This window comes from Sulfurospirillum halorespirans DSM 13726 (assembly GCF_001723605.1).
In the GTDB taxonomy this organism is placed as follows: domain Bacteria; phylum Campylobacterota; class Campylobacteria; order Campylobacterales; family Sulfurospirillaceae; genus Sulfurospirillum; species Sulfurospirillum halorespirans.
Genome location: NZ_CP017111.1, coordinates 1,353,949 through 1,371,794, shown reverse-complemented (window position 1 = coordinate 1,371,794; position 17,846 = coordinate 1,353,949). Strand labels below are relative to the sequence as shown.

Here is a 17,846-nt window from a genome sequence, read left to right as displayed (position 1 = left end):
GTTGGGAAAACCAATGACATTCAGTAAAAACGAAAGCCTTTGTAAAGATGAGCTTCAAGTGTGGCAGTTAAAACACCTCAAAGAGACCTTGCTTCGCGTCTATCATCTCGTGCCGTTTTACAAGAAAAAGTTTGACGAACATGGCGTTTTACCACAAGATATTAAAACCCTTGAGGACATCGCCAAGCTTCCCTTCACCAAAAAACACGACCTTCGCGACAACTACCCTTTTGGCATGTTCTCGGTCGATATGGACCAAATCGTCCGCATACACAGCTCAAGTGGAACCACAGGAAAACCCACCGTTGTGGGCTACACAGAGCACGATATGGACATCTGGGCAGAAGTGATGGGCAGGGCTTTTACGATGGGTGGTGTGACGTGTCAAGACATCATGCAAAACTCGCACGGATACGGACTTTTCACGGGCGGTCTTGGCTTTCATAACGCCGCTGAACGCATGAAAATCGCCGTCATTCCAAGCTCCACAGGCTTTACGTCTCGCCAGCTTTTACTTCTAAAAGACTTTGGCGCAACGGTTCTGACTGCCACACCTTCGTTTGCTTTACACATGGCAGAAGTAGCGAAAGCTGAGGGTTATGACATCCAAAAAGATTTCAAACTTCGCGTGGGATTTTTCGGCGCAGAGCCTACGAGTGAAGGGCTTAAAAACGAGATAGCGCACATCTGGGGCATCGACTACCACGAGATATACGGTCTTTCCGAGATCATCGGACCGGGCGTGGCGTGTAACTGCAAACACTCCAATCTTTTGCATATTCATGAAGACCATTTCTACCCTGAGATCATCGACTCAAAAACGGGTGAAGTCCTACCAGAGGGCACACGAGGCGAACTTGTCATCACGACGCTGACCAAACAAGGCTTGCCGATCATTCGCTACCGAACAGGTGACATCACCTCTCTCACACGCATTCCGTGCCGTTGTGGCAGAACCATTGGCAGGATAGAAAGCATCGTCGGCAGAAGTGACGACATGCTCCTTATCAACGGCGTCAACGTCTTCCCATCGCAAATCGAACACGTGCTCTCCAAACAAGAAGGCATCACACTCAACTACCAAATCATCGCCGACAAAAAAGGCTACCTCGATAAACTTGAAATCGATGTGGAACTCGATGAACACTTAATCAGCGATGATGTAAGCTACCTAGGAAACCTCAAAAAAGAGCTTCAACACGCACTTCTCAATAACCTCTACATCAACGTCGAAGTCAAACTCGTCGCACCCAAATCGCTTCAGAGAAGTGAGGGAAAAGCTACGCGTGTGGTGGATAAACGAGCGAAATAATCTTTTACATGTAAAGTCTTTTGGCTTTACATGTATTATTAATTTCAAGACCCCGCGCTAATCAAACTACCACTTAAAAGGGTGGAGTCATTGAAGCTCAGATACTGTTTTGCAGATGCGTTTGTTGGTGTAGTAGATTGTGTAGCATTCGCTTGTAAAATGCTTTTATACGCTTCTCTATCTTTTGTCACTTGATCATCAACTTCTTTAAGGAGTTGATCAACTAACGCACCATTGTATGACCCATCGGACAGGGTGCCGTAGCCTTTCATAGCCTCGTTGAAAAAATCTTCACCAAAATTGCTTTTGGAATACTCTTCCAAACTTTGTCCACTTTGCGTAAAGCTATAGTAAGCTTGCGTTGCTTCAACCCTGCCACTATCACTTCCTGTTGCAACAAACCAACTAAAAAGATTCCCTACAGACATTTCATTTTCATTGGCATTTCCTTCATCAGTTGTAATTCCTATTTCACTCAATACGCCTTGATAGTCGGAGAGTTTATTCACACCTTTATTGACACCAAAAAATGTAGTCGTGCCTGTGTCTAATTGTCCGTTTGATAGTGATGAAACAACATTCATAGCTTCTTCACTCTTAAGATATTGTTCTTGCGTTTGTTGAACACTTACGATATTTCCATAAATACTGCTATCGGTTACATACGATACTGGCATGTTGTCTATTTGTGACAGACTCATCGAACCATCAGGATCCAGTGAATTTCCTGCAATCTTTGTAAAATTACTCCATGCTTTGGAAAGTGCAGAAATTGGGTCTGTAGACGAGCTAAGATCTATACTATCGGCAACCATTTCAAGTGTTTTTTCATTGATTTTTACATTGCTTGGAATGCCAGTAGCAGCGTTAAAGTCTGCACCAAAGTAGCCATTCTCATCAACTTTAAAACCCCACTGTGTTGAGATGGTTGCCTCAGTTGTAGACGTCGATGCTATTGTATCGGTTGTCGTTGTTGACGAAGTGGAGAGTAGTGCATTAATATTCGTGGTTTGAAGTAAAGGCGATGATGTTACAGATGAAATACTACTCATAAATTATCCCCCCAGAGTAAATTTTATATAAAATATAAGCAAAAAATATACCAATAAAACGACTAAAGTTATAAAATCAGTGCCTTTTTAATCAATCTTATTTTATACTATCAAAAAGCTATTCAAAGGAACACCATGCTCAAAATAGCCGTTTCCGCCTGTTTACTGGGTGAGCCAATTCGTTACGATAAAACGGGTCAAAGAGATCGTTTCATTACCGACAAGCTTGGCAAATACGCTTCGTTTATTCCGTTTTGTCCTGAGCATTTAGCCTTTGGAACACCGCGTGAGACCATACGCATTGTGCTTGAAGAGAGGCATAAAAACGTCATCACTGTCTTTTCCAAAAATGATGTGACACAAGCGATGAATGATGCGGTAGCGCAGGAACTACACAAAATCCAAAACGAAGCCATTTGCGGCATTATCTTGAAATCGAAGTCACCCAGTTGTGGGCTTGGGAGTACCAAGTACTACATGAAAGAGATGAGTGAAGGGAAAAAAGATGGGCTTTTTGCGTTTACATGTAAAGAACACTTCGTAGATTTTCCCATCGAGGAAGAGGCGCGTTTGATCGACCCTTGGCTTCGGGAAAACTTTGTGATGCAACTCTTTGCGTATGAAGATGCCTTGCAACTTCAAAAAAACATCAAAACGATGCAAGAGCTTGTGAGTTTTCATACCGCGTACAAGTTTCTGCTTCAAAGTAAACACGAAGGAAACTACCGACTTTTGGGCAAAATCGTTGCCAATCATGAGAAAAATAGTTTGCAAGAGATTACACAAATGTACCTTGCGCTGTTTAAAAAAACGATTGCGTACAAAGGCTCGATTGGTAAAACGGTGAATGTGCTTCAACACATGGTTGGCTTTTTCAAAAAAGAGCTGAACAGCAGTGAAAAAGCAGAACTGCACATGCAAATCGAAGAGTTTCGCGATGAGATCACTCCGCTCATTTCTGTGATGAGCACCATCGAATTTTTGGTTAAAAAGTACAATACGACCTACCTTTTGGGGCAGAAGTTTTTGAACCCCTACCCCAAAGACCTCTCCCTTCGTTCCATGATCCAAGAAGGCAAATAAGTATGAAAAAAATCCTCTGGTTTAGGCGCGATCTGCGTGTTCACGACTCGATGCTTTTAGCGACTGAGGGCGAGGTGTTGCCCATTTTTATTTTCGATACGAACATTTTAAATTCGCTTGAAAAAAACGATAAAAGAGTCTCTTTTATTTTTGAGCAGGTGCTTAAACTCAAAACCGATCTTAAAGCAATGGGGCTTGATCTTGCGCTCTTTTACGGCACACCTTTGGAAGTGTTTACCTACCTCAAAACATTAGAGTTTAGCGAGGTTTATGCCAGTGTGGATTATGACAGTTATGCCAAAGAGCGTGATGCAAAAATCGCTGAGATGCTAAGCTTTCATGCACTGAATGATTGCTACCTTTTTGAGCCAAACGAAGTGCTCAAAAAAGATGGTTCACCTTACCTTGTTTTCACCCCATATTACCGCGCTTGTCAAGCACTTTACACACAATTTTACGCATTGGAATACGCGAGAGCTCAGCAAAGCCTTACAAACTTCGACTATAACGCGCTTTGGAGCATTCAAGATGGAGCAAAAACAGCGTTACATGTAAAGCTAGAAAGCATGGGGTTTGAGCCTTTACATGTAAACGTTTTAGAGCCTCAAAAGGCACTCGAAATCTTTACATGTAAAGTCGATTCGTATGCAGAAAAACGTGATTTTTTAGACGAGGATGCTACGTCACATTTAAGTGTGCATCTTCGTTTTGGCACACTTTCGATTCGAGAAATCGTGCGCTTTTTAGTGAATCTCAAAAAGCAAAGTCACGTCACAGAGCCTTTTTTTAGACAACTTATTTTTCGTGAATTTTACGCTTATTTGCTCTACCATTTTCCCAAACTTGAATGGGAAAATTACAAATATTCACCGCCCGTTTCTAAGGATGAAGATGCGTATGAGCGTTTCATCAAAGCTGAAACGGGTTATCCACTCATTGACGCGGCGGTTATGGAACTGCTGACAACAGGGTTGATGCACAACCGTGCTCGCATGGTGGTTGGTTCTTTTTTTACGAAGCATTTAATGTTACCGTGGCAAAAAGGTGAGGTGTTTTTTGCGAAGTATCTTTTGGATTATGATGCAAGTGCGAATATACTTTCATGGCAATGGTGCGCAGGAACAGGGATTGATCCGCAACCTTATTTTCGCATTTTCAACCCTTATGCTCAGTCGTTAAAGTTTGATAAAGAAGCGCGCTACATCAAACGCTATCTTCCAATTTTAAGCGATGTTCCAGCAAGCTCTTTACACAAAGAGGTGTACTTGATGAGCCATGACATTGCAGGCTATCCAAAGCCTCTCATTGGGCATGAAAGTGCGCGAAAACGGTTTTTAAGTGAGTTTGCGCGAGCCCATTAAATGTGTTTACTAAGCATTACTCAAATCGTGTTACACTATACTCAAAACAAAAGGAGTATCTTATGTTAAAAGAATTTTTACATGTAAGCTTAGGCGGAATGGTTGTACTGAAAGAAAAGATCGAAGAAGAGCTCAAGGTGCTTGAAGAAAAAGGCAAAATAAGTACCAGTGATGCAAAGAGTTTCATCGAGTCTATTAGCCAAAGAGGCAAAGAGGAAGATGAGCGCGTCAAAGCAAAAATGAAAGAGATGATTAAAGAGGTGGTGAATGAGCTAGGTCTTGCCACCAAAAGCGACATCGAGGAGCTTAAATCAAAACTCTCTTAGTCTATTGGCGTCTTTTCAACCCCAAAAGGGTTTATGATGTTTTTTATTTTTTACTGAGCGTTTATTTATTGCTCAAAAAAAAGGAGCGATTTCTCTTTTTAAAACCGCTCTCTCCTGTCAACTTACACCGTACTATTGTCAATTTAGGAGCTAGTTTTATTAAGCTGGCGCAAGTGCTTGCCACTCGGGCGGATTTTTTTAGCACGGAGTATTTGGATGAACTCAAATCACTGCATGACCAACTTCCGCCCATGTCTGAAGCGCAGTTAAACGTGGTACTTGCACGTGCCTTTACACCGATGCCTTTTGAGCATTTCGACCCTATTCCTCTTGCTTCGGCTTCCATTGGACAAGTGCATGAAGCACGCATTGATGGCGTAAAAGTTGCTGTTAAGATCAGGCGTTTGGACATTGAAAAACGTGTCCGTGCCGATATTGTCATTATCTCGTTTTTCAACCGACTGTTTAGACCTCTGTTTTCACACTACACGAAAAATTCTATTGAAGCAGTCATCGTTGAGTTTTCAAAGATGATTCTTCAAGAGGTTAATATGACCACCGAGCTTCACAATCTTCAAAAATTCTCTAGCGTGTACGCGCGTTCGGGCATTCTTTTTCCCACACCTTTTGTGGAGTATTGCAGTGAAGATGCGCTGGTGATGAGTTATGAAGAGGGTTTTCGCTTTGATGATAAAGAGCGTTTGCAAAAAGAAAATATTGATTTTAGAGCAATTATTAGCAAACTTATCTCCTTTTACACCGAGCAAATGCTCCTTCGTGGCTATTTCCACGCTGATCCACACCCTGGCAATATCTGCTCATTACGACCAAAGGAGAGCTCGTTTTACTTGATTTTGGCATGGTGAAATCCATCCCAAATCAGACCCGTATCGCCATCATTGAGCTTCTAAAAGCTGCCAATGAGAAAGATTATGAACTCTACATTAGTGCGAGTAAACGACTTGGAACCGTTGCGTATGAAGCGCCTGTGAGTGAATTGGCCCTTTTAAGTGAGCGCATGTTTGAGATCTTTGGCAATGAAAATCTAAGCTCTGAGAGTATGCAAAAACTTGCCTTAGATGTACTAGGTTCCACCCGTGACCTGCCGTTTAAATTGCCACAAGAAGCCATTTATATTTTACGTGTAAGTGCGATTATTGAAGGATTGGGGACAACGTACATTGAAAATTTTAACGGCATTAAAGATATTTTGCCCATTTTGCAAGAGAATATTCCCAAAGCGCTCGGCATGGATGGGGGGATTTTGGAGAGCTTGATTAAAGAGTTTAAGTCACTTCCACTGACACTTCACCATCTCAAATCGTCTATTAAACAGATCAGCGATGGCGAGGTTAAGGTTGAACTCTCTCTTTCGCAGTTAGAGTGGCTCAAAAAAGAGTTAAAACAGTACCTAAAACCCTTTATGTTCGGAATAATACTGCTACTCAGCGCGCTGTTTACGCTGATGTACGACCCCGCACTCAAAGAGGTCGCACTGGTTTTATTCACACTAGGATTAGCGCGAATTATTTTTTAAAGATTATGTTACGCAGTTTGCGTAACGGTATCTTAAACAATGAGTAAAACCCATTGCTTAAGGTCAGGGATAAATCCCCGACACCCCCTAAAGCTTCATAAAACAAGTTTTATGAGAATTATTTTTTAAACTCTACAACTTCGTCAAAACTCAAGCGATGTTTGCCTCTTTGCTCTGCCGCACGGTACCCAAAAGGAATCACTAAAGCACTTTGGTACACAGAAGTATCAATGCCCAAAAGTGCATCGACTTTTTGGTACTCAAACCCTTCAATCGGACATGAATCAATACCGATGCTCGCAGCAGCCGTCATCATGTTTCCTGCTGCGATGTAGCACTGTTTTTCGCTCCACATCTCAATCGTATGGTCATCTCTGCCATCAACCCAACCGTGATAAATACCAAGAAATCCTTTAAAAGCATTTTCGTCTAAACCCCATCGTTTAAGCTGTTTGACCGTATAAGCATCGCTACTTCTCACATCTTTGCGCGCTAGGATGATGAGAAGATCGCTGCACGTTGAGATCTGTTTTTGATTCCATGATACGTTTTCGATCTCTTTTTTGAGCGCTTCATTTTGCACGACGACAAATTTCCACTGCTCAACCCCAAACGAACTAGGGCTCAAACGCCCTGCTTCTAAAATAAATTCTAACTCTTCAGTGGGTATTCTTTTCTCAGTAAAAAGCTTGCATGCGTGACGAAAGTTCATTGCTTCTAAAAAAAGTTCTTTTTTATCCATTGGAAATCTCCTTGTAATTTTGGTAGATTATAATACAACTCGAACACGCTTTGCGTTAAGCTAAAAATGAAGGTCATTTTGTTAAGAAATCTCTTAATAAAATAAAACACTATTACATACAAAAAGTATTGTAAGAGAAATTAAAGTAATTTATTCCTATAATTGTCTTACTATTTAAAAAAAAGGATTACGAATGCAAAACGACTTTACCAAAGCGATGGACTTTCGCCACGCGTGCAAGATTTTTGATGAGACGAAGAAAATCAGCGATGATCAAATGCACTTCATCCTAGAAGCCGGTCAAAAATCGCCCTCTTCGTTTGGCATGGAGCCGTGGAAATTTTTGGTCATTACCAATGAAGAGCTCAAAGCCAAACTTCGCCCTGTCTGTTGGGATCAACCCCAAGTGACGACATGCTCACACCTCGTTGTCATTCTAGCGGCGATTGATGCAGTCAAAGTCGAGAGTGGCATTCCGATGAAACGTTTTGCACGACGTGACATGCCCCAAGAGAAAAAAGATTTTTACATCAATTTGTACGCCAATCACCTTAAAGAGACTCTTAGTTCAGACGCCAATGTTTATGCGTGGACAGCGCGTCAATGCTACATCGCGGCAGGAAACATGATGACCGCGGCTGCATTTATCGGCATAGATTCTTGCCCGATTGAAGGCTTTGAGAAAGAGAAAGTCGAAGCGGTTTTAGGTCTTGATACGAGCAAATACCAAGTGGCGATGGTGCTTCCTTTTGGCTATCGCATCAACCCACAATCCACACAACTTCGCGTACCGTTTAACGAAGCCGTAGAATTTATTAAGTAACCTACTTTTAACACGTCTCTTGGGCAAAGCTCAAGAGACTACGCTTGCCGCTAAGGCACTAAAGCTTGCCTCATACGAGGCAGAACTAATTACATTTCATTTTGAAATATTTCAGCCTTTACATGTAAAAAAATTCTATCATGCTCGCATGAAACTTACAACCGAAGATAAACTATCCCTCTTAGCAGGCAGTGCCAAATACGACGTCTCATGCTCATCCAGTGGCAGCGAGAATAACTACAAAACAGGCGAGCTTGGTTGTGCGCATAACAGTGGTATTTGCCACAGTTTTACCAGTGACGGACGGTGCGTTTCACTTTTGAAAGTCTTGCTTACCAATGTCTGCATTTACGACTGTGCGTACTGCATTAATCGCGTAAGCAATGACACTCCTCGAACGGCGTTTACGCCACGAGAACTCGCCGATATTACCATCAATTTTTACAAACGCAACTACATTGAAGGGCTCTTTTTAAGTTCTGGAATCATTAAAAATGAAGACCATACAATGAGTTTATTACTTCAAACGTTGCGCATATTGCGCCACGAATACCGCTTCAATGGCTATATTCACGTCAAACTCATCCCTGGAGCTTCTAAAGAGCTCATCGAAGAAGCAACCCTTTTAGCACATCGTGTCAGCTCCAATATCGAACTTCCAAGTTCTAAAAGCCTTGCCCTACTCGCACCCGATAAAACCAAAGAGAAGCTTCTCTCCCCGCTCAAACACGCACGTGGCATCACCATGCAACGAAGTGCCAAGCCTATTTCCATGAGCACGCAGATGATTATTGGAGCTACCAGCGAGAGTGATTTTGAGATCCTCAAACTCTCTTCAGCACTCTATGATAAAGCGCTGCTAAAACGAGTCTACTACTCTGCGTACATTGCGGTCAATAACCATAAACATCTGCCTGTTCCTGAACTCTCTAAGCCTCCATTGCTTCGGGAACACAGGCTTTATCAAGCCGATTGGTTATTGCGCTTTTATGGTTTTTCGTACGATGAGATTTTGAGTGAAAACCAAAATCTTGACATCCAGTTTGACCCAAAAACCTTTTGGGCACTCTCAAATCTTCATCTTTTTCCCATTGATGTCAACTTCGCGCCCCAAGAAGTTTTAGTCCGCATTCCTGGCATTGGTATCCGTGGAGCACTTAAAATTTTGCAAGCAAGACGGTTTAAGAAGCTTTGCTTTGAAGACCTTGTTAACCTTAAAATATCGCTCAAAAAAGCACGTTATTTCATCGTTGCGGGTAAAGATTTTCACAGAAGTTCTAGCCTCTATGAAGAGAAGATCAAACTAGCTCTGATTCATCAAGAAAGTAACATCATCCAACCTACCTTGTTCGATACGTCCATCTACACAGGAGAGCTGTGATGCTCTTGCTGTACGATGGTAGTTTTGAAGGTTTTTTGAGCTTAGTCTATGAGGTTTATTATGAAAAACTAGAGGTCGCTGAGATTATTAAAAAAATGCCTGAAGCACTTCTGTTTGAGCGTTTTCATGAGGTTTTTACAGATATTATAAAAGCGCGTAAAGTTTTGGAAGCCATTACCAAACACTTCACCAAAGAGCAACAACATACCATCTTTCACATTATTTTATGCGACACACGAGACTATGAGATGGCACTTTTGGAGTATCTTCGCATCGGGTTTAAAAACAAAAAAGAGCTTCGTAACATTAACAACGCCAATCTTTTTTACATCCAAAATCTCGAAAAAGAGCTCTTATGTTTGGTGCATAAAATGTACGGCTTTACCCGTTTTGAGGAGTTGGAAGATGGTACTTTGTATGCCAAAATTGAGACAAAATTTAACATTGTGCCCTTTTTAGGTGAGCACTTTTGCAAACGTTTAGGAAACATCCCCTTCATCATCCACGATGTCAAGCGTGCTCTTGCGTTTGTGAAAAACGATACACTTCGAGAAATTCGCTCTATCGCCTCTTTTGATGCCCCAACTTTTTCAAGCGAAGAGGAAAATTTTAAAGCATTATGGAAGAGCTTTTTTAAAGCAGCCGCCGTTGAGAGTAGATACAATCCAAAGCTTCAGCAAAGCTGGGTTCCACTGCTGTATCGTACGTATATGAGTGAATTTCAAGTGTAGAAAAAGCTTACATGTAAAGCAGGTGTAAACGCCCAAAGATAAAGTTTTGGACGTTTACATGTAAAGAGTTAGAGCGTGTCAGCGTGGCGTTCAAATACTTCTTTGTCCCAACCACCGCCGAGGGATTTGTACAGCGAAACACCTGAACTAATCAGGGCTTGTTTCGTTTGAGACGTTGTGAGTTTGGCGGAGAGCAAATTGCGCTTTGCATCTAAAAGCGTTAAGTAATCGCCATAGCCATTCTCATACTGTTTTTGAGCCAAAAGATAGACTTGCTCAATGTTTTTTTCGTAAGCGAGTTGATGCTCAAGCTTTTGCGTGAGTGTATGACGTTTGTTAAGCGCGTCATACGCATCTTGAAACGCTTGTTGCACCGTTTGTGCGTACGAAATCTCGGCAAGCTCTTTATTTGCTTTGGCACTCTCTACGTTTGAGCTTGTTTTACCCATGTTAAAGAGTGGTGCGGCAAGGCTTCCACCAAAATTGTTCGTTGCTGACTTGGATTTCATCAAATTGGAAAGCTGTGTGCTCTCAAACCCAAGAGCACCTGAGAGGCTAATACTGGGGAAATACGCCGCACGTGCTACACCAATGTTCGCATTGGCCGCTTTGAGATTCTCTTCGGCTTGTTTAATATCGGGGCGTTTGGTTAAAAGCTCAGAGGGCAAATTCGCCGGCACTTTTACATCAGCGGGTAGCACGCGAGGCAATCCATCTTTGCTAAAATTTGCAATCGCTTCGGGTGATTTTCCTACCAAAACGGCTAACGCACTTTGTTGTGTTAAAATAGATTGCTCCAACGCATCTTTGGTGATTTGAGCACTGTTCAATTCAGCACGCTCAGACAAAAGCGTTCCTTTAGAAATGGCACCAACAGAGTACTTAAACTCATTGCGTTTGAGCCCCTCTTCACGTGCTTTGATCGTTTCATTGGTGATATCGAGTTGTTCGTACAAACTAATCAGCGTAAAATAACTGTCCGCTACACTGGATGCAAGGGAAATTTTCACAGTATCTTTCGCCGCGTACGAAGCGATCAATGAGGCACGAGATGACGCTTCGGCTTCTTTGTATTTTCCCCACAAATCAAGCTCGTAACTAAGCACCGCACTCACTGAAAAATCATTGTACGTGCTGTGTGTTTTAGAGGTAAACGTGTCACTGCTAGTTCGTATACGTTGACCTGAACCTTGAAGATCAAGACTTGGGTAACGATCCGATGTACTGCTAGAGAGCGTAGCACGCGCAAGGGAGATATTTGCCATTGCTGTTTGGAGATCATAGTTATTAGAAAGTGCCTCTTCAATCAAAGCGGTCAACTTTTCGTCATGGTAATTGCTCCACCAAGCCGCGTCCACATACGTTGTTTCATTTTTCACATCGGCACGGTAGGCTTCTGGAAACTGCGTTGTTGGGATGCTCAGCTCTGGAGAGAGTGAACATCCTGAAAATATTAAAGCGACGAGAGAAAATGAGTAAAGATTACGCTTCATCATGACGCTCTCCTTTTTTACTAAATTTTGCATTTAACTGTGCGAGCCAGTTGTAAAAGAGTGGAATAAAGAAGATCGCAATCGTTGTTGCGGCAATCATACCACCAACAACACCCGTACCAATGGCATGTCTGCTTCCTGCACCCGCACCTGAGCTTAGAGCCAACGGTAAAACACCAATGGTAAAGGCAAGTGAGGTCATAACAATCGGACGGAAACGCAGACGTGCCGCTTCGAGGGTTGCATCAAAAATCGATTTGCCTCTCTCCTCAGCTTGCATCGCAAATTCCACAATCAAAATCGCATTTTTAGCCGACAAGGCAATGAGTACCAACAAACCAATTTGGAAATAGATATCATTGCTAAGTCCTCGTAAATAAACCGCTGTAATTGCGCCAAATACGCCAAATGGAACCGATGTTAAGACCGCGAGTGGCATGAGCCACCTCTCATACTGCGCAGCTAAAATCAAGAAGATAAAGACAAGACCAAAGATAAAGGCTTGTGAACCACTGCCTTCCATCTCTTTTTCTTGATACGATGTTCCTGCCCATCCTATGCTAAATCCCTCAGGTGCAACCTCTTTGACCACCTCTTCAATGGCTTTAATCGCGTCACCAGACGTATAACCAGGGCTTGGTTCACCTACAATTTTCGCTGCCGTAAAAATGTTAAAACGATCGACGATATCTGGTCCAATGGTACGCTCATACGTTACTAACGCACTCATAGGAATCAATTTTCCACTACTTGATTTCACAAAAACATTTTGCATATCTTCAGGTTTTTCTCTAAAGTCTGTTTCAGACTGAACATTCACTTGATAGGTTCGTCCAAAAAGGTTAAAGTCATTGACATAGTACGCACCAAACGTTGATTGTAAAGTTGTAAAAGCATCTTGAATCGAAACACCCAGTGCTTTAGCTTTTTCACGATCAAGGGTAATTCTATACTGTGGTACAGCCGTATCAAAGGTACTTCTTACCATCGTAAGCTCAGGTCTTTGTCTCGCTTTTGCAACGATCTGATTGGTAATATTACCAAGCTCTTCTAAAGACCCACCCGTTTTATCTTGCAAATACATCTCAAATCCACCTGAGATACTAAGTCCCATAATCGGAGGAGGATTGAGCGCAAAAGTCGTTGCATCGGGTATGCCCAAAAAAGCACCGTTTAAAGCACCACTGAGTGCTTCTGAGTGTTGATTGAGCGCTTTTCGTTCATTCCAATCTTTAAGATTGATAAAGGCAGTTGATGCATTGGTTTTAGCGGCACCACTGATAAGGTCATATCCTGCAACAGCAACGGTATATTCGATCTCAGGCACTTTGGTAGTAATTGCACTCAATTCATCATTCACAGCTTCCGTACGGTTGAGTGAAGAGGCAGGTGGCAGAGTAACTACTGCAAGTAAAAAGCCTTTATCTTCCATTGGAACAAGACTTGTAGGCACTTTTTGGAAAAGTTCATAGGTCACACCCATCAGTGCTGCAAAGATGATAATACTAATCACCCCATGACGTACCACTAAACTGACACCACTGGTAAACCAATTGGTTGAGAGATCAAAAAATTCATTAAATTTTTTGACAAACCAAAAGGGTTTTGACTCTTTTTTCTTAAGGAAAATGGCGCACAAAGCGGGAGTCAACGTTAAGGCTACCATACCTGAAATAATGACCGAAATAACAATGGTAATCGCAAATTGTTGGTACATTTGCCCTGTAAAACCACCCATAAACGATACAGGAATAAAGACCGCACACAATACAAGAACAATCGCCACAACAGGAGCGGTCACCTCTTGCATTGCTTTAATCGTTGCATCTTTAACGCTAATATCTTCTTCGGAATGCAAGATACGCTCAACATTTTCGATAACAATAATAGCATCATCCACAACGATACCAATGGCAAGCACCAACCCAAAAAGCGTTAAAAGATTGATGGAGTAGCCAAGCGCATACATACCCGCAAAGGTTCCAATGATGGAAACAGGAATAGCAAGAATTGGAATAATCGTTGCACGCATATTTTGCAAGAACATGTAAACAATAATAACGACTAAAAGTAGCGCTTCAATAAGTGTTTTCACCACTTCATTTACAGAAATTTGAATAAATTTCGTTGTATCGTACGGCGTTAGGTAAGCCATATTTTCAGGGAATGATTTGGAAAGCTTCTCCATTGCCGCATCAACTTTTTTAGCTGTTTCTAAGGCATTGGCACCTGATTGTAAATAGATACCAATTGGTACCATCGTTTGACCATTGAGCGTTGCGGTCACATCATACGATTCGGCACCAAGCTCCAAGCGCGCTACGTCTTTAAGGCGAAGGGTCGAGCCATCTTTGTTCGATTTTAGGATGATATTCTCAAACTCTTCTACTTTGTCAAACCGTCCTTGTGTTGTAACCGTATAGGTATAGGCTTGAGCGGTTTTGGTAGGAGATTGATTGAACCTTCCTGTCGCAAACTGCACATTTTGCTCACTGATGGCATTAATTACATCGGTTGGGGTGAGATTGTATTTCGCCAATTGATCGGGTTTCATCCAAATACGCATGGAGTAATCTTGATTACCAAACAAGGAAGCATCACCGACACCCTCAAGACGTTTGAGTTCATCAATAACGTTGACAAGCGCATAGTTTGCCATGTAAATTTCATCATACGTGTTATTGGGAGAAATAATCGAGACAACCTTCAAAATAGTTGATGATTGCTTTCGTACCGTCACACCTTGGGCTTGTACTTCACTTGGAAGACTACTCAAAGCTGCTTGAACACGGTTATTGACGTTAATCGTTGCTTGATCGGCATCGGTTCCAATTTTAAAATAGACATTAATCGTCAATGAACCTGTTGAAGAAGCGGTGGAAGACATATAGATCATATCTTCAACACCGTTGATCTGTTGCTCTAGGGGGGCTGCTACTGTTTTAGAGATAGTTTCTGCACTTGCTCCCGCATAAGTAGCTTTCACACTGACTTGAGGAGGCGTGACTTCAGGGTACTCTTCAATAGGCAAGCCGCGAATAGCCATCAAACCCGCAATAATCACAACGATCGAGAGAACGGTTGCAAAAATAGGTCGATTGATAAAAAATTTAGAAAACATACTTTATTCCTTTGCTTCTGCAACAACAATGGCAGACCCTGGACGTAGTTTGGTCAGATTGTTTGTAATGACAAGATCGTTTACATGTAAACCACTCTCAATGATATAGGTATCATTATGAACCGTACCTGCCTTAACAGGCACTTTTTCAGCCTTACCTTCTTTAGCCACATAGACAAATGAGCCAATGGCCTCTTGTAAAAGAGCCTTTTGAGGAATGCTAATGGCATCTTTATAGACTAAACCCTCAACATTGACACGAACAAAAAGTCCTGGTATTAAAATATTGTTTGGATTTGAAAAAGTTGCACGTGCTTTAATCGTAGAGGTTTCACCATCCACATAACTGTCTAAAAAGTCCAATGTACCCATTTTGGCATATTTTGTACCATCGGGTGTAGAGAGTTGTACAGGAAGTTTCGCTTGAGCGATACTATTCCAATTACCTTGCCCCATCACATAACGTTTTTTCAAAAGCTCAATGTCTGGCAATGAAAATTCAACATAAACGGGGTCAGTTTGCGTAATGGTTGTGAGGGTCATCGTATCGCTGCTTGATCCTACATAACTTCCAATATCTTGGGCATTGAGACTTGTCATACCTGAAATGGTCGCTTTTACTTTGGTATAGTTAAAGTCAATCGTCGCTTTTTTAAGTGCTGCCTGTGAAGATTTCAGTGAAGCACCTGCTGATTCATACGCGGAAAGGGCAGAATCTCTCTCTTTTTGAGAAACAGCGTCTTGTTCAAACAACACTTTGGTTCGATCCCAATCACGCGTCGTTTGTTTAAGAGTCGCTTCTTTAACACCCACATCCGCCACTGCTTCTTGCATCAATGCTTCATAACGATCTGAGTCGATTTGGTACAGCATATCGCCCGCTTTGACAAAACTGCCTTCGGTGAAGAGCTTCTTCTCTAAAACACCGCTAACACGTGCAACGATACCTACTTGCTGCATACTTTTGACTTTGGCTGGGTATTCAAGGGAAACAGGTACATCACTTGCGACCACTTTATACGTTGCAACCGGTAAAGGTGGCATGGCTGGCATTCCTCCAACTTTTTTATCTGTTTCATTTGAGCATCCAGAGACTAAAAAAGCCCCCAATGTCGCTACTAATGCGTATTTGGCATACGTCATAAACCCTCTGTTTTTAGTCATTTTTAAACTCCATTGATTAGTGTAATGTAAATTACATTACATTTTGTAGGCGAATTATAGTCACAAAACATAAATAAGTCAAGCTATATTTTCACTCAATATTTACGATTTTATCAGCACTCCACGGCAAAAAATAGTAACGACTTGATTTAGTGCTTTGAGGCGTCTTGGCTCTGAAACATCCGTCTCTACACCTAAGATTCGTGGAAACATAAAAGGTTCTTCAAGAGCATGAAAAAATTGTTGTGCACACAATACTGTATCATCTACTTCAATATGCCCTTTTGCTTTTTCATTCTCTAAATATTCTGCAATAATATTGGTCGGACGAGACATTACATTCTGCATTACTTGCTCACTGAATCTTAAATCATTCATATACCCAACCGATACAATTAAGCGATGAAACAACACGGCATCATCTGTAATAATTAAATCTAAAAAAAGCTTACCTGTTTCCCTTAAAAACTCTTCAATTCGGCCTTCATAGTAATGACTACGACGTTCCCATTCACCAAAGAGCTTCTCTGTTTTTTCTTTTAATACATAAATTAAAAGTTGTTCCTTGTTTCCAAAATGTTTGTATAACGTCGCCAGTGAACCACCAGCTTCTTTGACAATATCATTCATACTGACTTTTTCATACCCATTATCTAAAAATAGACGATATGCAACATCAACAATTTTCTGACACCGTGATTCTGCTTTTCCGCTCAATCGTTCAAATAAAGTACTGATACAACATTTATGATCATTCATTACACTTTTCCTCCTTTTACATCATTTTTTGCAATTATACACTAAATCTATTTTTGTGCTTTAAGAGAGCGAATAGTACCATCTTGTCTAAGGAATAATGTTATATTATTGTTTACATGTAAAGTTTTTCGGGTTTTAACCGATAATGCTTGAAAGTGTTTGAATACTATTTTTGGAGCTGACTTTATGGACTTAACCGTCATTTTGGGCATGGTAATTGCCATTACCACCATTTCCGTAGGCGATATTATGGAAGGTGGAAATCCTCTTCATATTCTGCATATCACTTCCTTTATTATCGTTATTCCAACTGCGATGGCGGCAGCCATGACGGCAACGCCTCAAGAGTATGTCAAGGGTGCTTTCAAAGAGTTTAAAGTTATTATGAAAAAATCCCCCGTTGATTTTCATGCACGTATTAAACAAATTATTGATTTTGCTATTATCGCAAGACGCGATGGAATTTTGGCACTTGAATCACATGCCAACATCATGGAAGATGAGTTCTTTAAAAAAGGTCTGAGTATGGCGGTCGATGGTGTTGAAGCCCATGAGATCGAAGAGACGTTAGAAATTCTCATTGAAGAGACCGAAGAGTATTACCACGGCTCTGCGCATTATTGGATTCACGCCGGTGAAACCTGCCCCGTTATGGGACTCATTGGTGCGGTTTTGGGTCTTATTTTGGCACTTCAAAAACTGGATAACCCTGCTGAAATGGCGATGGGTATTGGTGGTGCGTTTACGGCAACGGTTTTTGGTATTGCAGGCTCATACCTCTTTCTAGGTCCTTGGGGGCATAAGCTCAAAGGCAAATCCAAAGATATTATTAAAGAAAAACATGTCATTTTAGCAGGTATTTTAGGCATTTCACATGGTGACAATCCTCGTACACTTGAGATGAAACTCCTCAATTATCTCTCTCCACTCGAAGAGAAAAAAAGCCAATTTGATAAATAAG

14 protein-coding genes and 1 pseudogene are annotated in these 17,846 nt (G+C 41.5%); 9 read left to right on the top strand and 6 right to left on the bottom strand.

Annotated elements, in window-relative coordinates:
- The first annotated feature begins 13 nt into the window (after positions 1-13).
- The gene (locus SHALO_RS06815) at positions 14-1,312 is read left to right on the top strand and encodes a phenylacetate--CoA ligase family protein (protein ID WP_069477933.1); all 1,299 of its coding nucleotides are present in this window, start codon (positions 14-16) and stop codon (positions 1,310-1,312) included.
- A 44-nt stretch (positions 1,313-1,356) separates the two neighbouring features.
- Here the strand turns inward: SHALO_RS06815 and SHALO_RS06810 are convergent, their stop codons facing one another.
- Entirely contained in the window at positions 1,357-2,364 is a 1,008-nt protein-coding gene (locus tag SHALO_RS06810; RefSeq protein ID WP_069477932.1) for a hypothetical protein, read from the bottom strand.
- A 135-nt stretch (positions 2,365-2,499) separates the two neighbouring features.
- On the opposite strand from SHALO_RS06810, the gene SHALO_RS06805 reads away from it, so the two are divergent.
- The 4 genes and pseudogenes from SHALO_RS06805 to SHALO_RS06790 all read left to right on the top strand — a co-directional run bounded on the left by SHALO_RS06805 (position 2,500) and on the right by SHALO_RS06790 (position 6,671).
- Positions 2,500-3,447 (top strand): YbgA family protein, encoded by a 948-nt coding sequence (locus SHALO_RS06805; RefSeq protein WP_069477931.1) that lies wholly within the window; start codon positions 2,500-2,502, stop codon positions 3,445-3,447.
- A 2-nt stretch (positions 3,448-3,449) separates the two neighbouring features.
- Positions 3,450-4,808, top strand: coding sequence for a cryptochrome/photolyase family protein (locus SHALO_RS06800; RefSeq protein ID WP_069477930.1), 1,359 nt, complete (start codon positions 3,450-3,452; stop codon positions 4,806-4,808).
- Positions 4,809-4,870: 62 nt separating this feature from the next.
- Positions 4,871-5,134 carry a hypothetical protein gene (locus SHALO_RS06795; protein ID WP_069477929.1) on the top strand — a complete coding sequence of 88 codons (264 nt, stop codon included), beginning with the start codon at positions 4,871-4,873 and terminating at the stop codon, positions 5,132-5,134.
- A 212-nt stretch (positions 5,135-5,346) separates the two neighbouring features.
- A pseudogene (locus SHALO_RS06790) lies at positions 5,347-6,671 on the top strand (ABC1 kinase family protein).
- Between the two features lie 118 nt (positions 6,672-6,789).
- Here the strand turns inward: SHALO_RS06790 and SHALO_RS06785 are convergent.
- Positions 6,790-7,413, bottom strand: coding sequence for an NAD(P)H-dependent oxidoreductase (locus tag SHALO_RS06785; protein ID WP_069477928.1), 624 nt, complete (start codon positions 7,411-7,413; stop codon positions 6,790-6,792).
- Between the two features lie 193 nt (positions 7,414-7,606).
- Here SHALO_RS06785 and SHALO_RS06780 point away from each other — a divergent pair, with 193 nt between their 5' ends.
- From SHALO_RS06780 to SHALO_RS06770, 3 genes are all read left to right on the top strand, one after another.
- Positions 7,607-8,236 (top strand): NAD(P)H-dependent oxidoreductase, encoded by a 630-nt coding sequence (locus tag SHALO_RS06780; RefSeq protein ID WP_069477927.1) that lies wholly within the window; start codon positions 7,607-7,609, stop codon positions 8,234-8,236.
- A 148-nt stretch (positions 8,237-8,384) separates the two neighbouring features.
- Positions 8,385-9,617, top strand: coding sequence for a putative DNA modification/repair radical SAM protein (locus SHALO_RS06775; protein ID WP_069479358.1), 1,233 nt, complete (start codon positions 8,385-8,387; stop codon positions 9,615-9,617).
- Positions 9,617-10,348, top strand: a complete 732-nt coding sequence (locus SHALO_RS06770; RefSeq protein WP_069477926.1) for a TIGR03915 family putative DNA repair protein — start codon at positions 9,617-9,619, stop codon at positions 10,346-10,348. The genes SHALO_RS06775 and SHALO_RS06770 overlap by 1 nt, the downstream gene beginning before the upstream one ends.
- A 68-nt stretch (positions 10,349-10,416) precedes the next feature.
- Here SHALO_RS06770 and SHALO_RS06765 read toward each other — a convergent pair whose 3' ends face one another.
- The 4 genes from SHALO_RS06765 to SHALO_RS06750 form a co-directional block, all read right to left on the bottom strand.
- On the bottom strand, positions 10,417-11,844 hold the full coding sequence (locus tag SHALO_RS06765; protein WP_238585307.1) for an efflux transporter outer membrane subunit: 1,428 nt from the start codon (positions 11,842-11,844) through the stop codon (positions 10,417-10,419).
- Positions 11,831-14,962, bottom strand: a complete 3,132-nt coding sequence (locus tag SHALO_RS06760) for an efflux RND transporter permease subunit (RefSeq protein ID WP_069477925.1) — start codon at positions 14,960-14,962, stop codon at positions 11,831-11,833. The genes SHALO_RS06765 and SHALO_RS06760 overlap by 14 nt, the downstream gene beginning before the upstream one ends.
- Before the next feature lie 3 nt (positions 14,963-14,965).
- Positions 14,966-16,126 carry an efflux RND transporter periplasmic adaptor subunit gene (locus SHALO_RS06755; protein ID WP_069477924.1) on the bottom strand — a complete coding sequence of 387 codons (1,161 nt, stop codon included), beginning with the start codon at positions 16,124-16,126 and terminating at the stop codon, positions 14,966-14,968.
- Between the two features lie 102 nt (positions 16,127-16,228).
- Positions 16,229-16,885: a TetR/AcrR family transcriptional regulator gene (locus SHALO_RS06750; RefSeq protein WP_069477923.1), complete on the bottom strand. Its 657-nt coding sequence runs from the start codon at positions 16,883-16,885 to the stop codon at positions 16,229-16,231.
- 186 nt (positions 16,886-17,071) lie between these two features.
- Between SHALO_RS06750 and motA the strand changes: the two genes are divergently transcribed.
- Positions 17,072-17,845, top strand: a complete 774-nt coding sequence (motA, locus tag SHALO_RS06745) for a flagellar motor stator protein MotA (RefSeq protein WP_069477922.1) — start codon at positions 17,072-17,074, stop codon at positions 17,843-17,845.
- Position 17,846 lies beyond the last annotated feature (1 nt).

What these genes read in the sequence shown, in the direction of transcription:
- SHALO_RS06815 (WP_069477933.1), top strand. Translation starts at nt 14, where the DNA reads ATGACATTCAGTAAAAACGAAAGCCTTTGTAAAGATGAGCTTCAAGTG.
- SHALO_RS06810 (WP_069477932.1), bottom strand. Translation starts at nt 2,364, where the DNA reads ATGAGTAGTATTTCATCTGTAACATCATCGCCTTTACTTCAAACCACG.
- SHALO_RS06805 (WP_069477931.1), top strand. Translation starts at nt 2,500, where the DNA reads ATGCTCAAAATAGCCGTTTCCGCCTGTTTACTGGGTGAGCCAATTCGT.
- SHALO_RS06800 (WP_069477930.1), top strand. Translation starts at nt 3,450, where the DNA reads ATGAAAAAAATCCTCTGGTTTAGGCGCGATCTGCGTGTTCACGACTCG.
- SHALO_RS06795 (WP_069477929.1), top strand. Translation starts at nt 4,871, where the DNA reads ATGTTAAAAGAATTTTTACATGTAAGCTTAGGCGGAATGGTTGTACTG.
- SHALO_RS06785 (WP_069477928.1), bottom strand. Translation starts at nt 7,413, where the DNA reads ATGGATAAAAAAGAACTTTTTTTAGAAGCAATGAACTTTCGTCACGCA.
- SHALO_RS06780 (WP_069477927.1), top strand. Translation starts at nt 7,607, where the DNA reads ATGCAAAACGACTTTACCAAAGCGATGGACTTTCGCCACGCGTGCAAG.
- SHALO_RS06775 (WP_069479358.1), top strand. Translation starts at nt 8,385, where the DNA reads ATGAAACTTACAACCGAAGATAAACTATCCCTCTTAGCAGGCAGTGCC.
- SHALO_RS06770 (WP_069477926.1), top strand. Translation starts at nt 9,617, where the DNA reads ATGCTCTTGCTGTACGATGGTAGTTTTGAAGGTTTTTTGAGCTTAGTC.
- SHALO_RS06765 (WP_238585307.1), bottom strand. Translation starts at nt 11,844, where the DNA reads ATGATGAAGCGTAATCTTTACTCATTTTCTCTCGTCGCTTTAATATTT.
- SHALO_RS06760 (WP_069477925.1), bottom strand. Translation starts at nt 14,962, where the DNA reads ATGTTTTCTAAATTTTTTATCAATCGACCTATTTTTGCAACCGTTCTC.
- SHALO_RS06755 (WP_069477924.1), bottom strand. Translation starts at nt 16,126, where the DNA reads ATGACTAAAAACAGAGGGTTTATGACGTATGCCAAATACGCATTAGTA.
- SHALO_RS06750 (WP_069477923.1), bottom strand. Translation starts at nt 16,885, where the DNA reads ATGAATGATCATAAATGTTGTATCAGTACTTTATTTGAACGATTGAGC.
- motA (WP_069477922.1), top strand. Translation starts at nt 17,072, where the DNA reads ATGGACTTAACCGTCATTTTGGGCATGGTAATTGCCATTACCACCATT.